12 protein-coding genes are annotated in these 16802 nt (G+C 49.7%); 10 read left to right on the top strand and 2 right to left on the bottom strand.

Features of this window, described 5'->3' with window-relative positions:
* Positions 1 to 193: 193 nt before the first annotated feature.
* The 3 genes from SK36_RS18030 (at position 194) to pdxY (ending at position 3887) form a co-directional block, all read left to right on the top strand.
* Positions 194 to 1564: a tyrosine phenol-lyase gene (locus SK36_RS18030; protein WP_045439318.1), complete on the top strand. Its 1371-nt coding sequence runs from the start codon at positions 194 to 196 to the stop codon at positions 1562 to 1564.
* 188 nt (positions 1565 to 1752) lie between these two features.
* Entirely contained in the window at positions 1753 to 3018 is a 1266-nt protein-coding gene (locus tag SK36_RS18025; protein WP_045439321.1) for an aromatic amino acid transporter, read from the top strand.
* An 11-nt stretch (positions 3019 to 3029) separates the two neighbouring features.
* On the top strand, positions 3030 to 3887 hold the full coding sequence (gene pdxY, locus SK36_RS18020) for a pyridoxal kinase PdxY (RefSeq protein WP_048222178.1): 858 nt from the start codon (positions 3030 to 3032) through the stop codon (positions 3885 to 3887).
* A 458-nt stretch (positions 3888 to 4345) separates the two neighbouring features.
* Here pdxY and SK36_RS18015 read toward each other — a convergent pair whose 3' ends face one another.
* On the bottom strand, positions 4346 to 5899 hold the full coding sequence (locus tag SK36_RS18015; RefSeq protein WP_048222176.1) for an L-lactate permease: 1554 nt from the start codon (positions 5897 to 5899) through the stop codon (positions 4346 to 4348).
* Between the two features lie 581 nt (positions 5900 to 6480).
* Between SK36_RS18015 and SK36_RS18010 the strand changes: the two genes are divergently transcribed.
* Genes SK36_RS18010 through SK36_RS18000 form a run of 3 tightly spaced genes read left to right on the top strand, consistent with a single transcriptional unit; the run spans position 6481 to position 9326 of the window.
* The gene (locus SK36_RS18010; RefSeq protein ID WP_048222174.1) at positions 6481 to 7200 is read left to right on the top strand and encodes a (Fe-S)-binding protein; all 720 of its coding nucleotides are present in this window, start codon (positions 6481 to 6483) and stop codon (positions 7198 to 7200) included.
* A gap of 10 nt (positions 7201 to 7210) precedes the next feature.
* Entirely contained in the window at positions 7211 to 8638 is a 1428-nt protein-coding gene (locus SK36_RS18005; RefSeq protein ID WP_048222173.1) for a LutB/LldF family L-lactate oxidation iron-sulfur protein, read from the top strand.
* Positions 8631 to 9326 (top strand): LutC/YkgG family protein, encoded by a 696-nt coding sequence (locus tag SK36_RS18000; RefSeq protein ID WP_048222170.1) that lies wholly within the window; start codon positions 8631 to 8633, stop codon positions 9324 to 9326. Before SK36_RS18005 ends, SK36_RS18000 begins: the two co-directional genes overlap by 8 nt.
* A gap of 52 nt (positions 9327 to 9378) precedes the next feature.
* On the opposite strand, the gene gntP is transcribed toward SK36_RS18000, so the two are convergent.
* Positions 9379 to 10722 (bottom strand): gluconate permease GntP, encoded by a 1344-nt coding sequence (gntP, locus tag SK36_RS17995; RefSeq protein WP_038636883.1) that lies wholly within the window; start codon positions 10720 to 10722, stop codon positions 9379 to 9381.
* 261 nt (positions 10723 to 10983) lie between these two features.
* On the opposite strand from gntP, the gene uxuA reads away from it, so the two are divergent.
* From uxuA to SK36_RS17970, 4 genes are all read left to right on the top strand, one after another.
* Positions 10984 to 12168, top strand: a complete 1185-nt coding sequence (uxuA, locus tag SK36_RS17990) for a mannonate dehydratase (protein WP_045439339.1) — start codon at positions 10984 to 10986, stop codon at positions 12166 to 12168.
* A gap of 83 nt (positions 12169 to 12251) precedes the next feature.
* Positions 12252 to 13727 (top strand): fructuronate reductase, encoded by a 1476-nt coding sequence (locus tag SK36_RS17985; RefSeq protein ID WP_048222168.1) that lies wholly within the window; start codon positions 12252 to 12254, stop codon positions 13725 to 13727.
* A gap of 131 nt (positions 13728 to 13858) precedes the next feature.
* On the top strand, positions 13859 to 14632 hold the full coding sequence (gene uxuR / locus SK36_RS17980) for a Uxu operon transcriptional regulator (protein WP_048222166.1): 774 nt from the start codon (positions 13859 to 13861) through the stop codon (positions 14630 to 14632).
* Between the two features lie 1043 nt (positions 14633 to 15675).
* On the top strand, positions 15676 to 16683 hold the full coding sequence (locus tag SK36_RS17970; RefSeq protein ID WP_048222161.1) for a porin: 1008 nt from the start codon (positions 15676 to 15678) through the stop codon (positions 16681 to 16683).
* The last annotated feature ends 119 nt before the right edge of the window (positions 16684 to 16802 follow it).

Raw genomic sequence — 16802 nt, 5'->3', positions numbered from 1 at the left:
TTTAAATTATTGCCAGTGATTAATGTTGACCTGACTATTTCCATAATCAATCAAATCTTGCATAGTGCCTCCACATTATTTCTCCCCCTGAATCAGGAGGCGAATAGTTATATTTCATCAGATTCTGTTGATGAGCCAGGTATGCTTTACTTCACATTAATACGTACATGACCACTGTTACTGGAGAAACAAAATGAATTATCCGGCAGAACCCTTCCGTATTAAAAGCGTTGAAACTGTATCTATGATCCCGCGTGATGAGCGCCTTAAAAAAATGCAGGAAGCGGGTTACAATACATTCCTGTTAAATTCAAAAGATATTTATATTGACCTGCTGACTGACAGTGGCACCAACGCAATGAGCGATAAGCAGTGGGCCGGAATGATGATGGGTGATGAAGCATACGCGGGCAGCGAAAACTTCTATCATCTGGAAAGAACGGTGCAGGAACTTTTTGGCTTTAAACATATTGTTCCTACTCACCAGGGCCGCGGCGCGGAAAACCTGTTATCGCAACTGGCAATTAAGCCGGGGCAGTATGTTGCCGGTAATATGTATTTCACTACCACTCGTTATCACCAGGAAAAAAATGGAGCGGTGTTTGTTGATATCGTTCGTGACGAAGCGCACGATGCCGGTCTGAATATTGCTTTTAAAGGTGATATCGATCTTAAAAAATTACAAAAACTGATTGACGAAAAAGGCGCAGAGAATATTGCCTATATCTGTCTGGCGGTAACGGTTAACCTCGCGGGCGGGCAGCCGGTCTCAATGGCCAATATGCGTGCGGTGCGTGAACTGACTCAGACACATGGCATTAAAGTGTTCTACGACGCAACCCGCTGCGTAGAAAATGCCTACTTTATCAAAGAGCAAGAGCAGGGCTTTGAGAACAAGAGCATCGCAGAAATCGTGCATGAGATGTTCAGCTATGCCGACGGTTGTACCATGAGTGGTAAAAAAGACTGTCTGGTGAACATCGGCGGCTTCCTGTGCATGAACGATGACGAAATGTTCTCTTCTGCCAAAGAGTTAGTCGTGGTTTATGAAGGAATGCCATCCTACGGTGGTCTGGCCGGACGCGACATGGAAGCGATGGCGATTGGCCTGCGTGAAGCCATGCAGTATGAGTATATTGAGCATCGCGTGAAGCAGGTTCGCTACCTGGGTGACAAACTGAAAGCAGCCGGTGTACCGATTGTTGAACCAGTGGGCGGCCATGCGGTATTCCTTGATGCGCGTCGCTTCTGTGAGCATCTGACGCAGGACGAATTCCCGGCACAAAGCCTTGCCGCAAGCATCTATGTAGAGACCGGGGTGCGTAGTATGGAACGCGGTATTATCTCTGCGGGCCGTAATAATGTGACTGGTGAACACCACAGACCGAAACTGGAAACAGTACGCCTGACTATTCCGCGCCGTGTTTATACTTACGCGCATATGGATGTGGTAGCTGACGGCATCATTAAACTTTACCAGCATAAAGAAGATATTCGCGGGCTGAAGTTTATTTATGAGCCGAAGCAGCTTCGCTTCTTTACTGCACGTTTTGATTATATCTAAATCTTTTTCTGGCCCCATCTTTTGATGGGGCTTTTTTGTATTCATTTTCCATGAACAGGAAGCCTTTGCGGTGCCCGTTACCGTGACAGACATAAAAAAAGCAAACCCTGACTCCAACATTTTTATTATCCGCATGATGTACAAATGACAGCTGTAATTATAACTAATAGTCTACAGGAACATTTATCATGGATATTAACGCCATTGAGCGACAAAGTAGTACCCCCGGACTGATTAGCGGAACCATGTTGGTTATCGCGACCGTAGTGGGTGGTGGGATGTTTTCCCTGCCGATTGCGATGGCAGGCGTATGGTTCCCCGGTGCCTCTGTTATTCTTCTTTTTATTGCCATCATGATGTTATTAACCGGGTTGATGCTGGTAGAAGTTAATCTGCATTATGGCGCTGGTGCCAGTTTCAATACATTTACTCAGGATTTATTAGGCCGCAAGTGGAATATCGTGGTGGGTATCGCTTTTGGCTTTGTACTCTATATTCTGACCTATGCCTATATCTCCGGGTCATCGGCAGTGATGGCGCAAACCGTATTTAAATATAGTGGCGTGCGATTTCCGGCGAATATATCGGTGGTGATCGTCAGTATGTTAGTTGGCGCAATCGCATGGTACAGCTCATTGCTGGTCGGGCGGATCACTACCGTGTTGATTATCGGTAAATTTGTGGCGTTCTTTGCCACTTTCTCCGGACTGGTCGGCCATATCGAAGTGGCGAAGCTCATCGATAGCGTAGCGGTGGCAATACCGGGCTCGCAGTACATTCCTTATATTCTGATGACGCTGCCATTCTGCATTATTTCGTTTGGTTTCCATGGCAACGTGCCGAGCCTGGTTAAGCTGTATGGCACAGGAGGGGTTCGCAATATTACGCGCTCCATCATCATTGGAACGCTATTTGCTCTGCTACTGTATATTTTCTGGCTGGGTGTAACGATGGGCAATATCAGCCGCGCTGAGTTCCCGCCGATTATTGCCAAAGGTGGAAATATTGATGTGTTTGTCGAGGCTATCAGCGGATTGTTTACCAGCCGCTATATGGATCTGATCCTGACATTCTTCGGCAACTTTGCCGTAGCCAGCTCCCTGCTGGCGGCGACGCTCGGCCTGTTTGATTATATCGCGGATCTGTTTCACTTCCCGGATAACGGCGTCGGTCGTCTTAAAACCGCGCTGGTGACCTATTTCCCGCCAGCGGCTGTTTGCTTCTTCTTTCCGAATGGTTTTGTACATGCGATTGGCTACGCCGGTCTGGCCTTCACCATCTGGAGCGTGATCCTGCCACCTTTCCTGGTGAAGGCTGCACGTAAACGTTTTCCGACTGCCAGCTATACCGCGCCCTGCAATAACACGGTGCTCAACCTTGTGATTGTTTGCGGGGGAATTGTTTATCTGACGGTTGTTCTGGACGTATTTGGTCTGCTGCCAACGTTTCGTTAGACGGAGTGAAAATGAAAAACGTGTTGTCTGTTCAGTCGTCAGTCGTTTACGGCTATGCCGGCAATAAAGCCGCGGTGTTGCCAATGCAGCTCTCCGGCATTGATGTCTGGCCGTTTTACACCGTGCAATTTTCTAACCATACCCAGTACGGGATGTGGCAGGGGATGGCAATGCCGCACGGTGAATTGAGTGCGATCATCAGCGGACTGGATGACCTGCAAAAGCTCGCGCAGTGCGATGCCGTGCTGTCTGGTTATCTCGGCGATAAAAGGCATTGCGAAGAGGTGAAGCACGCGGTGACGACCATCCGCCAGCGCAATCCGCAGGCGCTCTATTTTTGCGATCCGGTAATGGGTGATCCGCAAAAAGGCTGCATTGTGGCCCAGGGTGTCGAGTCCTTTTTTGTTGATGACGCCATTCAACTGGCCGACATAATGGGACCGAATCTCTATGAGCTGGGTGTGCTGACGGGCAGACAACTACGCAGCTTTGACGAGGTGGTTGCAGCGGCGCAGCAACTGGTGGCGTGGGGCGTGAAGAAGGTTCTGGTGAAGCATCTCGGTGATTGCTCGTGCGACAAACAGGCGTTTGAAATGTTGCTGGTCACACCGGAACAGACATTACATACAGCCAGACCGCTGTATACCTTTGCCAAAATGCCCGTCGGCGTTGGGGATCTGATATGCAGCGTCATGCTGGCCTCGTTGCTCAACGGTTTTGAGGATAAAGAGGCGCTGGAGCGAACCACCAGTATTGTGGATTCGGTGATGCATCTGACCAAAGAGCGTGGCTCGTATGAACTGCGGCTGATAGAAGCACGTTATCAGATAATGGATCCACAGGTTCGTTATCGGGCGACGGTGCTATAGCGCATCGCGAGCGCCGAAGGGAGGCTCTATGTTTCTGACATTGCTCAGGTTTCAGCATCCGCTGGTCTACCGTTTTGCGTGGCTGCGGATGCGGGTAGTGGTGTTAAGAAAATGCGGGCTGCGCAAGAAGAAAACAGGGAGAAAGACTCAGGCCTGTCGTTGACAGGCCTGCCTGGCTTTACACCCGGAAGTAGCGTGGTGGAATCAACGCAGAGAAGGCGTCGAACTTCTTCACCATCTTTTTCCAGAACAACATAACAACTATCCTCAATTTGAAACATCGGCGCTATTTTAGTCAGCGCCAACAAATCGTAAAGCCAGCCGCTTCGTTCTTATCGCGAAGGCGGTGTAAACCTTTTGGTTCACTGGGCGGTCAGGTTGATGAACAACAAACCGCCAGACCCTCGATGGGGTTGACAAGAGGATAGATTGTGAACAACGCCAGCCTTCAACAGAATTCAGGCCATAAACCAGTAATAAAAGAGGCCGACCTTTAATCCCAGGATCACAATGTAGGCACAGCAGTATTTCATCGTGCCGGACATTATCTGGTTAGCCTGTCCTTCCATTTTGGTCGCGGAAACCGCGATGGCGATGCTTTGCGGCGAAATCATTTTCCCGCCGGTTGCACCGGAAGTATTGGCCGCAGCCAGCCAGTTAGGATCAATATTCAGTTTACTGGCAGCAATGGTTTGCAATTTGCCAAACAGAATATTCGAGTTGGTGTCGCTGCCGGTGACAAATGTTCCCAGTGCGCCAATCACCGGTGCAATAAAGACATAAGAGCTGCCGGTCAGATCGACAATGGACTGGGCAAGTGTGGAGATAATACCGCTGAGATCCATCACCGTTGCCAGCGCGACGATCGCCATAATGGCGACGATGGAGTTCCTGAGCTGGAACACGGTTTTGCCAAAGACTTCCAGCATACCGCGAGCGGATGCCCCCTGAATAAAACCACCAATAATGGTCGCAAAGATGATCAGCATTCCGGGTGTTGTGATCCATTCGATTTTTAGCGCCAGAGATTTACCGTCAGCCAGCGTGAAATGCAGTACTGAAGCCAGTTGAGAAGCCGCCGATTTTACCGCCGGGGATAATGGAGAGCACAGCAGGATAAAGATAAAAATCAACATGTAGATAGAACCGACCCGAAACAGCACCTTTGCCGAGCGCGGAGTCGTTTCACGGGTATGGCTGACCTCAATACGCCACTCGGGATCTGTTTTCCCGTTACGCAATCGACCCGCGATGGCGACGGCGAAAAGACTGACCAGACTGCCGGCAAAAGCGGGTAATTCTGCGCCAAGATGTATCGCGACAAAATATTGTGGGATAAGCGTAGTGATGCCGCATATCAGAGTGATAAGGAATACGCCGCGGAGGGCTTTCAAGCCACCGCCAATAATGCAGACAATGACAAACGGCAGCAGAATATTAAACAGGGCTAACTGCAGAATAATCGTCCCGCCTAAAGTATAAACCGACAGGTTAACCTGTTCAGCGAGGATAGAGACCGGAATACCGACCGCACCGAAAGCCGTCGGTACGGTATTCGCCACGAGGGAGGCAATGGCTGCTTTCAGCGGATTGAATCCCAGTGCGATGAGAATGCCGATAGGGATTGCGACCGCCGTGCCGTAACCTGCCGCAGCTTCAAGAAATCCCCCAAAGCACCACGAAATAAGCAGTACCTGAATTCGCTTATCTTCGCTGATGCTGGCGAGAATATCGCGGAGAATATCCAGCGCTTTTGTCGCCTGCATCACGTTATAACTGAATATGGCCCCGAGGATCACAATCACTATCGGCCATAATCCCTTCAGTGCGCCATAGCCTATCGCGGCTTTCAGATTCTGTACTGGCATCGCCCAGAATATCGCTGATAGCGCGGCGGTGAATACCAGAGAGATCAACACAGAATAATGGATGGGCATTTTCAATTTCAGTATTAAAAATACCATTAGCAGTAAAGGAGATAGTGCCAGGGCAAACATAAAATATTCGTTCATTATTATTCCTGCTTGGTTCATTAAACCTGATTTATATTTATGGCGGAAAGGCTACATTGGCGTATAAATAAAGTATGCAAACTGAATCGCTTCAGTGAATAAAGTAATTATGATTAATAGTTTTGTAACTATTGTAATCTTTTAATTAAAGGCTGCTGCCAGATAAATACACTTAAGAGTAAGGCAAATACCTATAAGTAGTTATTTAATAACCTTTTTAATAATGATAATGACGAGATTAGTCATCACCTGAAACTGTTTTTAAGGTTTTAATAACGCTATGGTTTCCAATATAAAAATGTGAGCGAGGCCGAAAGAAATAAACATGGGTATTGCATATGCTTGTTGATTAGAGGATTATTTGGTTTTGTCATACAAATGAAAATACAGACGTTTGCGATTGTCCTGATATAAGAAGCGGAGAGTCGCCACCAACGGAAAACGATCCGGGCATCACTATGAACTCAGTCATTAGTAAAACCAAAAAAACCGAAAAACTGGGCGTGATACACGGCTGAACCTTTGCTTGATATAGCGATATCAAGCGCAATAAATAGAAATGAAGCGATGGAGTATTTATTGTGAATGTAAATTTCTTTGTCACCTGTATTGGTGACGCGCTGAAGTCCCGGATGGCACGTGATTCCGTATTGCTGCTGGAAAAACTGGGCTGCCGCGTTAATTTCCCTGAGAAACAAGGGTGCTGCGGCCAGCCAGCCATCAACAGTGGTTATATCAAAGAAGCGATTCCGGGGATGAAAAACCTGATCGCCGCGATGGAAGATAATGATGATCCGATAATCTCTCCGGCAGGCTCTTGTACTTACGCGGTGAAAAGCTATCCGGCGTATCTGGTCGATGAGCCTGAATGGGCGCTACGTGCGGAAAGGGTTGCTGCGCGCATGCAGGATCTCACCTCCTTTATCGTTAACAAGTTGGGGGTAGTTGATGTGGGGGCCAGTTTGCAAGGGAAGGCGGTTTATCATCCGTCCTGCAGCCTGACTCGCAAGCTGGGCGTGAAGGAAGAACCGCTTACGCTACTGAAAAATGTGCGTGGTCTGGAGCTGTTGACGTTTGCCGATCAGGATACCTGCTGCGGCTTTGGCGGTACTTTCTCGGTCAAAATGGCCGAAATATCGGGCGAGATGGTGAAAGAGAAAGTCGTCCACATGATGGATGCCCGTCCGGAATATTTGATTGGTGCTGATGTCAGTTGTCTGCTGAACATCGGTGGCCGTCTGCAGCGAGAAGGCCAGCCGGTCAAAGTGATGCATATTGCTGAAGTGCTGATGAGCCGCTGAGGAGAAAAGTATGTCGATAAAAACCAGCGATGTAGAGTTCAAGATGCGCATTCGTCAGCAAATCGAAGATCCGATTATGCGCAAAGCTGTGGCCAATGCGCAGGAGCGTATCGGTGCGAATCGCCAAAAAATGGTCGACGAATTAGGGCACTGGGAAGCGTGGCGCGACCGGGCCAGCCAGATCCGTGACCATGTTCTGAGTAATCTCGATGCTTATCTGTATCAACTCTCCGAGAAAGTGACCGAAAATGGCGGCCACGTCTATTTCGCGAAGACCAAAGAAGAGGCCACCCGCTACATTTTGCAGGTCGCGCAGAGTAAAAATGCGCGCAAAGTGGTGAAGTCAAAGTCGATGGTGACTGAAGAAATCGGTATCAACCATGTGTTGCAGGATGCCGGAATCCAGGTGATCGAAACCGATCTGGGTGAATATATTCTCCAGTTGGATCAGGATCCTCCTTCGCATGTGGTGGTTCCGGCTATCCATAAAGATCGGTATCAGATCCGCCGCGTGCTAAACGAACGCCTGGGCTACGACGGCCCGGAAACGCCCGAAGCAATGACTTTATTTATCCGTCAGAAGATCCGCGAAGATTTTCTCAGTGCCGAAATCGGGATCACCGGGTGTAATTTCGCCGTGGCGGAGACCGGCTCTGTTTGCCTTGTCACCAACGAAGGTAATGCGCGGATGTGTACCACATTGCCGAAAACGCACATTGCGGTGATGGGAATGGAGCGTATTGCACCGACGTTTGCTGATGTTGATGTGCTCATCACCATGCTGGCGCGTAGTGCTGTTGGCGCACGTCTGACAGGCTACAATACCTGGCTTACCGGTCCGCGTGAGGCGGATAACGTTGACGGGCCAGAAGAGTTTCACCTGGTCATTGTGGATAACGGGCGCTCGCAGGTGCTCGGTTCTGAGTTTCGTGACGTGCTGCGCTGTATACGCTGCGGGGCCTGTATGAACACCTGTCCGGCATATCGCCATATTGGTGGGCACGGGTATGGCTCTATCTATCCAGGTCCTATTGGTGCGGTGATTTCTCCGTTGCTCGGCGGTTATAAGGATTTTAAAGATCTGCCTTACGCCTGTTCATTGTGCACGGCTTGCGACAGCGTATGTCCGGTGCATATCCCTCTTTCTAAACTGATTCTGCGTCATCGCAGAGTGATGGCGGAGCAGGGCATTACCCCGAAAGCGGAGCGGCGGGCGATCAAAATGTTTGCGTATGCTAATAGCCATCCAGGGTTGTGGAAAGTCGGGATGATGGCGGGAGCCCATGCGGCGAGCTGGTTTATTAATGGCGGAAAAACACCGCTTAAGGTGGGAGCCATTAACGACTGGATGGAGTCACGCGATCTTCCTGGTGCTGACGGAGAGAGTTTCCGTAGCTGGTTTAGAAAACATCAGGCGGAGGATAAAAAGAATGGATAACCGTACCGCGTTTTTAAACACTATCGCCGGAGCGTTGGGTCGGCAGGTGCGATTTGTACCGGAACCAGATGCGGCACCGGTTAACAACTATGCGAACGAGCGACTGACTGAACTCAACCAGCAGCAGCGTTGTGATGCCTTTATCCAGTTCGCTACTGATGTCATGCTGGCACGCTGCGAACTGACCAGTGAAGCGCAGGCGGCAGACGCGGCATTACGTCTGTGTGAAGAACTTGGTCAGCAATCGGTGGTGCTTAGCGGCGACAGTCGGCTGGCAGTTCTGGGGATCAGCGAGCGCCTGAAACAGGAATGTAACGCCGTGGTCTGGGACCCGGCCCGTGGCGAGGAGAATATTACCCAGGCCGAGCAGGCGAAAGTCGGGGTGGTGTATGCCGAGTATGGCTTAACGGAGTCGGGCGGTGTGGTCCTCTTTTCTGCACCCGAGCGCGGACGCTCATTAAGCCTGCTGCCGGAGTCTTCTATTTTTGTCCTGCGCAAAAGCACCATCCTGCCGCGTGTGGCGCAGTTGGCAGAAATTCTGCATCAGAAAGCGCTGGCCGGTGAGCGTATGCCGTCGTGCATTAACATCATCAGTGGGCCGAGTTCAACGGCGGATATTGAGCTGATTAAGGTGGTTGGGGTGCATGGTCCGGTGAAGGCGGTGTATCTGATTATTGAGGATTGTTGAGATTTTTGTTGATGAACGCTCTGGCACTGAAGGCCAGAGCGGAATGACAATATTATGCAATCATACTGATGATCAATACGATAATCAGGCCGACCACGGAGTTAACCAGCTCCAGTAAACCCCAGGTCTTCAGCGTGTCCTTCACTGACAGGTCAAAGTAACCTTTGAACAGCCAGAATGAGGCATCGTTGATATGGGTCAGGGTGTTGGAGCCCGCCGCCGTTGCCAGTACCAGTAATGCCGGATCGACGCCAACTAACTGACCCGTTGCGGGATCGAGGATCGCTGCGCTGATAATCCCCGCGGCGGTCATTGCTGACACGACGCCCTGGCCGGTTGCCAGACGGATAAGTACGGTGATGAGCCACGCCATGATGTACGGTGAAATGTTGCCGTGTGACATCAGCATGCCAATCGTATCACCGATACCGGTATCGATAATGGTCTGCTTCAGTACGCCGCCCGCACCGATAATCAGGATCACCATCGCGATGCTTTTCACCGCATTTTCAAAGGCGTTCATTACCCACTGCATGTCATGGCCACGCGCGGTACCGAACAGCACAAAGGCGACAATCATAGCGATGAACATCGCAATCGGAGAAGAACCTAAGAAGTTCACCACTTCCCAGGCCTGAGTCCCTTTAACCAGCCAGATATTGGCGATGGTAGTGGAGATCATAATGATCGCCGGGATCAGCGGCACCAGAATCGACACGCCGAATGACGGCAAATTATTCTGGTCAACCGGCACATCGGCTTTCATAAATGAAGGCGTCGGGCGATCAAGATTACCGAGGAACTTCGGCAGGATCAGCCCTGCACAGATCACGCTTGGGATCGTCACCAGAATACCGTAGATATAAACCATGCCCATATCGGCGCCATAGGCGTTGACCAGCGCTACCGGTCCCGGCTGAGGTGGAAACAGCGAGTGCGCGGTGGTTGCGGCGGCGACGGCAGGGATAGCCAGTTTCAGGAACGGGATCTTCGCTTCGGCGGCAATGACGATCACCAGCGGAGCCAGCATAATAAAGGCCACTTCATAGAACATTGCCAGGCCGAAGATCAGGCCAATAATGATCACCGATAGCTGTACATAGCGCAGACCGAGGCGCGCCAGCAGCGTATGGGCAATCTGATGTGCCGCCCCGGAGTCGACCATCAACTTGCCGATAACCGCACCAAACACCACGATAATCGCCAGTTCCCCCAGCGTACTGCCAAAGCCGGACTTCATGGTGTGCAGCAGTTCCATTAAATCCATGCCCGCCAGCATACCGACGGAGAGCGCCGCCAATAGCAAGGCGACCATTGAGTTTATTTTGAATCTTAAATTGAGAACCAGCATCAGACCGATGCCGAATACTACCCACAGAATATTGAGAACGTGCATAAAACGTCTGCCTTCTTTGGTTGAACTATTATGATTTTGGTTGAGATGTTATATAAATTGGTTAACCATTGATGCGATGAATGTCACATTGCGTTACAGATTTGCACTGCTGATGTAGTTTTGGGTTTTGTCATCACTGGCAAACATCGCCATTATTGTGATTTGGTTAACCAATATTCCCATTTAGGTTGACATGTCATACCAAAAGGAGGAATTTATGTGCCATATTGTCGAGCCCATTACGTAAATGAGGAATAGAGCATGGAACAGACATGGCGCTGGTATGGTCCGAACGATCCGGTCACTTTAGCTGATGTACGTCAGGCGGGGGCGACGGGCGTTGTTACTGCTTTGCACCATATCCCGAACGGGGAAGTATGGTCAGTTGATGAGATCCAGAAGCGTAAAGCCATTGTTGAACAGGCGGGTCTGGTGTGGTCAGTCGTGGAGAGCGTGCCAATCCACGAAGATATCAAAACCCGTTCCGGTAACTATCTTCAGTGGATTGCCAATTACCAGCAGTCACTGCGCAATCTGGCACAGTGTGGCATTCGTACTGTGTGCTACAACTTTATGCCTGTTCTCGACTGGACACGTACCGATCTGGAATATGTTCTGCCGGACGGTTCCAAAGCGTTGCGTTTTGATCAGATTGAATTTGCCGCATTTGAGCTGCATATCCTCAAACGTCCAGGCGCAGAAGCCGACTACAGCGCTGAAGAAATCGCCCAGGCGAATCAACGTTTCACGACCATGAGTGATGAAGATAAGGCCCGTCTGACCCGCAATATCATCGCCGGCCTGCCGGGCGCGGAAGAAGGGTATACCCTCGATCAGTTCCGCCAGCACCTTGAGCGTTATAAAGATATTGATAAAGCCGCGCTACGTGAGAATTTCGCCGTCTTCCTGAAGGCGATTATCCCGGTCGCGGAAGAAGTGGGCGTACGCATGGCGGTACATCCGGACGATCCGCCGCGCCCAATCCTCGGCCTGCCGCGTATTGTTTCCACCGTGGAAGATATGCAATGGATGGTCGATACGGTCAGCAGCATGGCCAACGGTTTCACCATGTGTACCGGCTCTTACGGTGTTCGCGCAGACAACGATCTGGTCGATATGATCAAGCAGTTTGGTCCGCGTATTTACTTCACCCATCTTCGGTCGACACTGCGTGAAGACAACCCGAAAACCTTCCATGAAGCGGCGCATCTCAATGGTGATGTCGACATGTACGAAGTAGTGAAGGCAATCGTGGAAGAAGAGCATCGCCGTAAGGCCCAGGGCCAGGAGGATTTGATCCCGATGCGCCCGGATCATGGTCACCAGATGCTCGACGATCTGAAAAAGAAAACCAACCCTGGCTATTCCGCGATTGGGCGCCTGAAAGGGCTGGCGGAAGTCCGTGGCGTTGAAATGGCTATTCAGCGCGCTTTTTTTAGCCGCTAAACCAGACCGGCAGGGCGACGTGCCGTGCCGGCTTTGTTCTTTTCTCTTCCCGTCGGCATTTCCGATGGGTTATGGAGTTCGCGATGACTACGACAATTGCTAACAGCAACCTGCCGGTTGCACGCCCGGCGTGGGATCATTCTCGTCTGCAATCCCGTATGGTTCACCTGGGATGCGGTGCTTTTCACCGTGCGCATCAGGCGTTGTATACGCACCATTTACTGGAACAAACAGACAGCGACTGGGGCATCTGTGAAGTGAACCTGATGCCGGGTAATGACCGTGTGCTGATCGAAAATCTGAAAAAGCAGCAGCTTCTGTATACCGTGGCGGAGAAAGGGGCTGACGACACCGTGCTGAAAGTCATCGGCTCGATGAAAGAAGCGTTACACCCGGATCTTGATGGTTGTGACGGTATTCTGCAGGCTATGGCGCGACCGCAGACGGCGATTGTCTCTCTGACGGTAACCGAAAAAGGCTACTGCACGGATGCTGCCAGCGGTCAGTTAGATCTCAATAATCCACTGATCCAACATGATCTGGCAAACCCGGCGGCACCGAAATCGGCTATTGGCTACATTGTGCAGGCGCTGCATCTGCGCCGTGAGCAGGGACTGGCGGCCTTTACCGTGATGTCCTGCGACAACGTTCGTGAAAACGGTCATGTGGCAAAAGTCGCGGTGCTGGGGCTGGCACAAGCGCGCGATCCGGAGCTGGCGAAATGGATTGAAACTCACGCTACCTTCCCGTGCACTATGGTGGATCGTATCGTTCCGGCGGCGACCCCTGAGATGTTACAGGAAGTCGCTGATCAACTGGGCGTGTATGATCCGTGTGCTATCGCCTGTGAGCCGTTCCGCCAGTGGGTGATTGAAGATAACTTTGTTAATGGTCGTCCTGACTGGGATAAAGTCGGTGCGCAGTTTGTTGCCGACGTGGTGCCATTTGAAATGATGAAGCTGCGCATGCTTAACGGCAGCCACTCTTTCCTTGCCTATCTGGGCTACCTCGGTGGGTATGAAACCATCGCGGATACCATGACTAATCCGGCATACCGCAAAGCAGCCTTTGCACTGATGATGCAGGAGCAGGCTCCGACGCTCTCTATGCCGGAAGGCACCGATCTTAAAGCCTATGCGACGCTGCTGATTGAGCGCTTCAGTAATCCTTCCCTGCGCCACCGTACATGGCAGATTGCGATGGACGGCAGCCAGAAACTGCCGCAGCGCTTGCTGGATCCAGTACGTCTGCATCTGCAGAACGGCAGCGACTGGCGACACCTGGCGCTGGGTGTGGCGGGCTGGATGCGTTACACCCTGGGTGTGGATGAGCAGGGGCAGGCAATTGACGTTGTCGACCCATTACTGGCGGAATATCAGCGGATCAACCAGCAATATCAGGGAGCCGAACGTGTTACGGCTCTGCTGGGATTAAGCGGGATTTTTGGTCACGATTTAGCGGAAAAGGCCGACTTTGTCGATGCGATTATCGCGAGCTATCAACAGCTGTGTGAGCAGGGCGCGCGTGAGTGCGTTGCGGCGTTAAGCGCTGACGCATAACTTCCCCACGATGACGGGTCAATCAAAAGTCTATTTGGTTGACCCGTTTCCTGTTTTTGGCTCTCCACAAATGCTATAGTTCGATACCGAATCACCGGATCTGAATAAACGTATCTGACGGGCATAACATTATGAAATCGAACACTTCTCAGCAAAGGCCCTACCAGGAAGTGGGCGCAATGATCCGCGATCTAATTGTACAGACGCCGTACAATCCTGGTGAGCGCCTGCCGCCGGAGCGTGAAATTGCCGAGATGCTCAATGTCACCCGAACGGTGGTACGCGAAGCGTTAATCATGCTGGAAATTAAAGGGCTGGTGGACGTGCGGCGTGGAGCCGGGATCTATGTGCTTGATAACGAAGACGCTCAGGCAATGGATAACACCGATGTGAACCATTGTAACGATGCCGGTCCTTTTGAGCTGTTACAGGCTCGTCAGCTACTTGAAAGCAATATTGCTGAATTTGCTGCTCTGCAGGCTACCCGCGAAGATATCGTCAAAATGCGCCAGGCGTTACAACTGGAAGAGCGAGAACTGGCTTCCAGCGAACCGAACGGTACAGAAAGCGGTGATATGCAGTTCCATCTCGCCATTGCTGAGGCGACGCATAACAGTATGTTGGTGGAACTGTTTCGCCAGTCCTGGCAGTGGCGTGAGAACAACCCAATGTGGATCCAGCTACACAGCCATCTCGACGATACGCATTACCGCAAAGAATGGCTGGGTGACCATAAGCAGATCCTGGCGGCGTTGATCAAAAAGGACGCCCGTGCGGCCAAGCTGGCGATGTGGCAGCATCTGGAAAACGTCAAACAGCGTCTGCTGGAGTTTTCTAATGTCGATGACATCGACTTTGATGGCTATCTGTTTGAATCCTGGCCACTGGATAAAGTTAACGCCTGATTTCTCCCGCTGAGTACAACGCGGACTGTTTCAGTCCGCGCTTCACTTTGTTCTGTTGTATTACGATACATTCCCCCATTTTCGCACGTTAAATTCGGCGTAATAAATTGTTTCCATCCTGTCGGATGGTGATTTTCTTGCGCCGTGAGAGCAGAGTAAAAATTGATTTGTATCAATTAAAAATGACTTATTTTTAAAGGCGAAAGAATGCCTTCGTTACCTTAAATTTACCTTTCCGTGCTTATTTTTAGACAAAGCTGACCAATGTTAAGTGAGAATTAAAGTGATTTGCGCAGAAGTTTGAGCCGATTAATCTTGCCTAACATCGCATAAAAAAAGGCGTTTTATGCGAATGTAGACATTAATAACGCTATGTAACCTATTGGCCGGAATGATGTTTTGATTACGTATCGTGATTATCATTTCCAGTACTCAATTTTTTAGTCAGGTGAATAAGAAACAATATACGTAAAGCAATCATTACATATTATTCTATAATAAAGTTATCTTTCATTTGAAATGACGTTCCATTTTTTGGCTGTTTATTAACAGTTTTATTACTATTGTGAGGATATTTTTGCCATTGACATGTTTTTACACTGGCTGCATATTTCATCGCCATAAGCGTGTTATTGCGTTCAGGAGTTGACTATGCCCTCTCGAGATTATCCCGATATTCGAAAAGCAAGGGGTACCCGATCTAAAGATATGGTTCTTTTAAGTGCTCGTGTCGATACCTCTCTGTGGGAATATGTTCGAACGTTGGCATATGAAACACGAAAAAGTAAACAGGATATTATTGCTGAGGCATTAATGTTACATCGTTCTATTAATCAGAGTGAACCCCAGGAATAAAAATAGCCATTCTCTGTCTGGATTTTATTTAAAATCCTGAAAATGAATTATGTCTTGCCACTTCATTATTACCTTTATTGGTATGTTATTGATTTTTCCCCTTACTTGATAGGGGACTTTTTTATGTGGGCACGCTGCCCTCATAACAAAGTTGATAGCAAAATTCACAATTAAAAGTGAGTAAAAATATGAAAAAGACAGCAGTGGCATTAACAGTGATGGCATTAGGGGTAACTTCCGTTCATGCAGCGGAAATTTATAACAAAGATGGCAACAAACTGGATCTGTACGGCAAAGTAAAAGCGGTTCATTCCTGGACTGATGGTACTGATACTGACGGTACCTATGCACGTCTGGGTTTCCGCGGCGAGACACAAATCAACGATCAACTGACCGGTTATGGCCAGTTTGAAAGTCAGTTTGATGCCTCTAAAGCAGAAGGGTCGCAGAATGGCGTTAATACACGTCTGGCGTTTGCTGGCCTGGATTATGGTCACAACATTAGCTTTGACTATGGCCGTAACTACGGTATCGCTTACGATGTGGGAGTTTACACTGACACTCTGTCAGAGTTCGGTGGTGACTCCTATGAAGATACTGACCGTTTCCTTACTACACGCACTTCTGGTGTTGCAACACTCCGTACCAAAAATCTGTTTGGCGCCGTTGATGGCGTAAACGTGGCTGCGCAATACCAGGGTCAGGATGATTCCGACGCTAACCCTGCTAAGCAGCATGGTAACGGCTACGGCTTCTCTCTGGGCTATGACAACATCGCGGATTCTGGTGTGTCTGCTGTTGCAGCCTATTCAACCAGTGCGGTGACTACCGATCAGAAACAACACGGCTGGAATGGGGAAAACGCAGAGTTCTGGGGGGCTGGCCTGAAGTATGACGCTAACGCTATCTACGTTGCGACCATGTATGGCGAATCCCATAACCTGATTCAGGACGCGGACAAAGCGCAGCACTTTGAAGCGATGGCTGCCTATGTGTTTGATTTCGGTCTGCGTCCGAACGTGGCTTATGTGCATGCGCGTGATGACAACAATACTGACCTGACCGAATATGTCGCGCTGGGTACAGACTACTACTTCAATAAAAACATCGTTGCTGATGTTGGTTACAAGATTAACCTCCTCAATGGCACTAACGGTGACAACGAAGTCGTTGCAGGCCTGACCTATCAGTTCTAACTTTTTGTTATGATATGAAAAAGGTATCTTCAGTAAGATACCTTTTTATATTGAGTCTTTCTTCCCGCTATTTTCATATTGATAAAAAAACACAAGCAATGGAGCAGGCTTGTAAAACA

The sequence above is a fragment of the Citrobacter sp. MGH106 genome (assembly GCF_001037495.1).
Taxonomy (GTDB): Bacteria; Pseudomonadota; Gammaproteobacteria; order Enterobacterales; family Enterobacteriaceae; genus Citrobacter; species Citrobacter murliniae.
The sequence above is the reverse complement of the archived record's forward strand: the minus strand, read 5'-3'. Positions and strand labels throughout refer to the sequence as shown.

What these genes read in the sequence shown, in the direction of transcription:
- SK36_RS18030 (WP_045439318.1), top strand. Translation starts at nt 194, where the DNA reads ATGAATTATCCGGCAGAACCCTTCCGTATTAAAAGCGTTGAAACTGTA.
- SK36_RS18025 (WP_045439321.1), top strand. Translation starts at nt 1,753, where the DNA reads ATGGATATTAACGCCATTGAGCGACAAAGTAGTACCCCCGGACTGATT.
- pdxY (WP_048222178.1), top strand. Translation starts at nt 3,030, where the DNA reads ATGAAAAACGTGTTGTCTGTTCAGTCGTCAGTCGTTTACGGCTATGCC.
- SK36_RS18015 (WP_048222176.1), bottom strand. Translation starts at nt 5,899, where the DNA reads ATGAACGAATATTTTATGTTTGCCCTGGCACTATCTCCTTTACTGCTA.
- SK36_RS18005 (WP_048222173.1), top strand. Translation starts at nt 7,211, where the DNA reads ATGTCGATAAAAACCAGCGATGTAGAGTTCAAGATGCGCATTCGTCAG.
- SK36_RS18000 (WP_048222170.1), top strand. Translation starts at nt 8,631, where the DNA reads ATGGATAACCGTACCGCGTTTTTAAACACTATCGCCGGAGCGTTGGGT.
- gntP (WP_038636883.1), bottom strand. Translation starts at nt 10,722, where the DNA reads ATGCACGTTCTCAATATTCTGTGGGTAGTATTCGGCATCGGTCTGATG.
- uxuA (WP_045439339.1), top strand. Translation starts at nt 10,984, where the DNA reads ATGGAACAGACATGGCGCTGGTATGGTCCGAACGATCCGGTCACTTTA.
- SK36_RS17985 (WP_048222168.1), top strand. Translation starts at nt 12,252, where the DNA reads ATGACTACGACAATTGCTAACAGCAACCTGCCGGTTGCACGCCCGGCG.
- uxuR (WP_048222166.1), top strand. Translation starts at nt 13,859, where the DNA reads ATGAAATCGAACACTTCTCAGCAAAGGCCCTACCAGGAAGTGGGCGCA.
- SK36_RS17970 (WP_048222161.1), top strand. Translation starts at nt 15,676, where the DNA reads ATGAAAAAGACAGCAGTGGCATTAACAGTGATGGCATTAGGGGTAACT.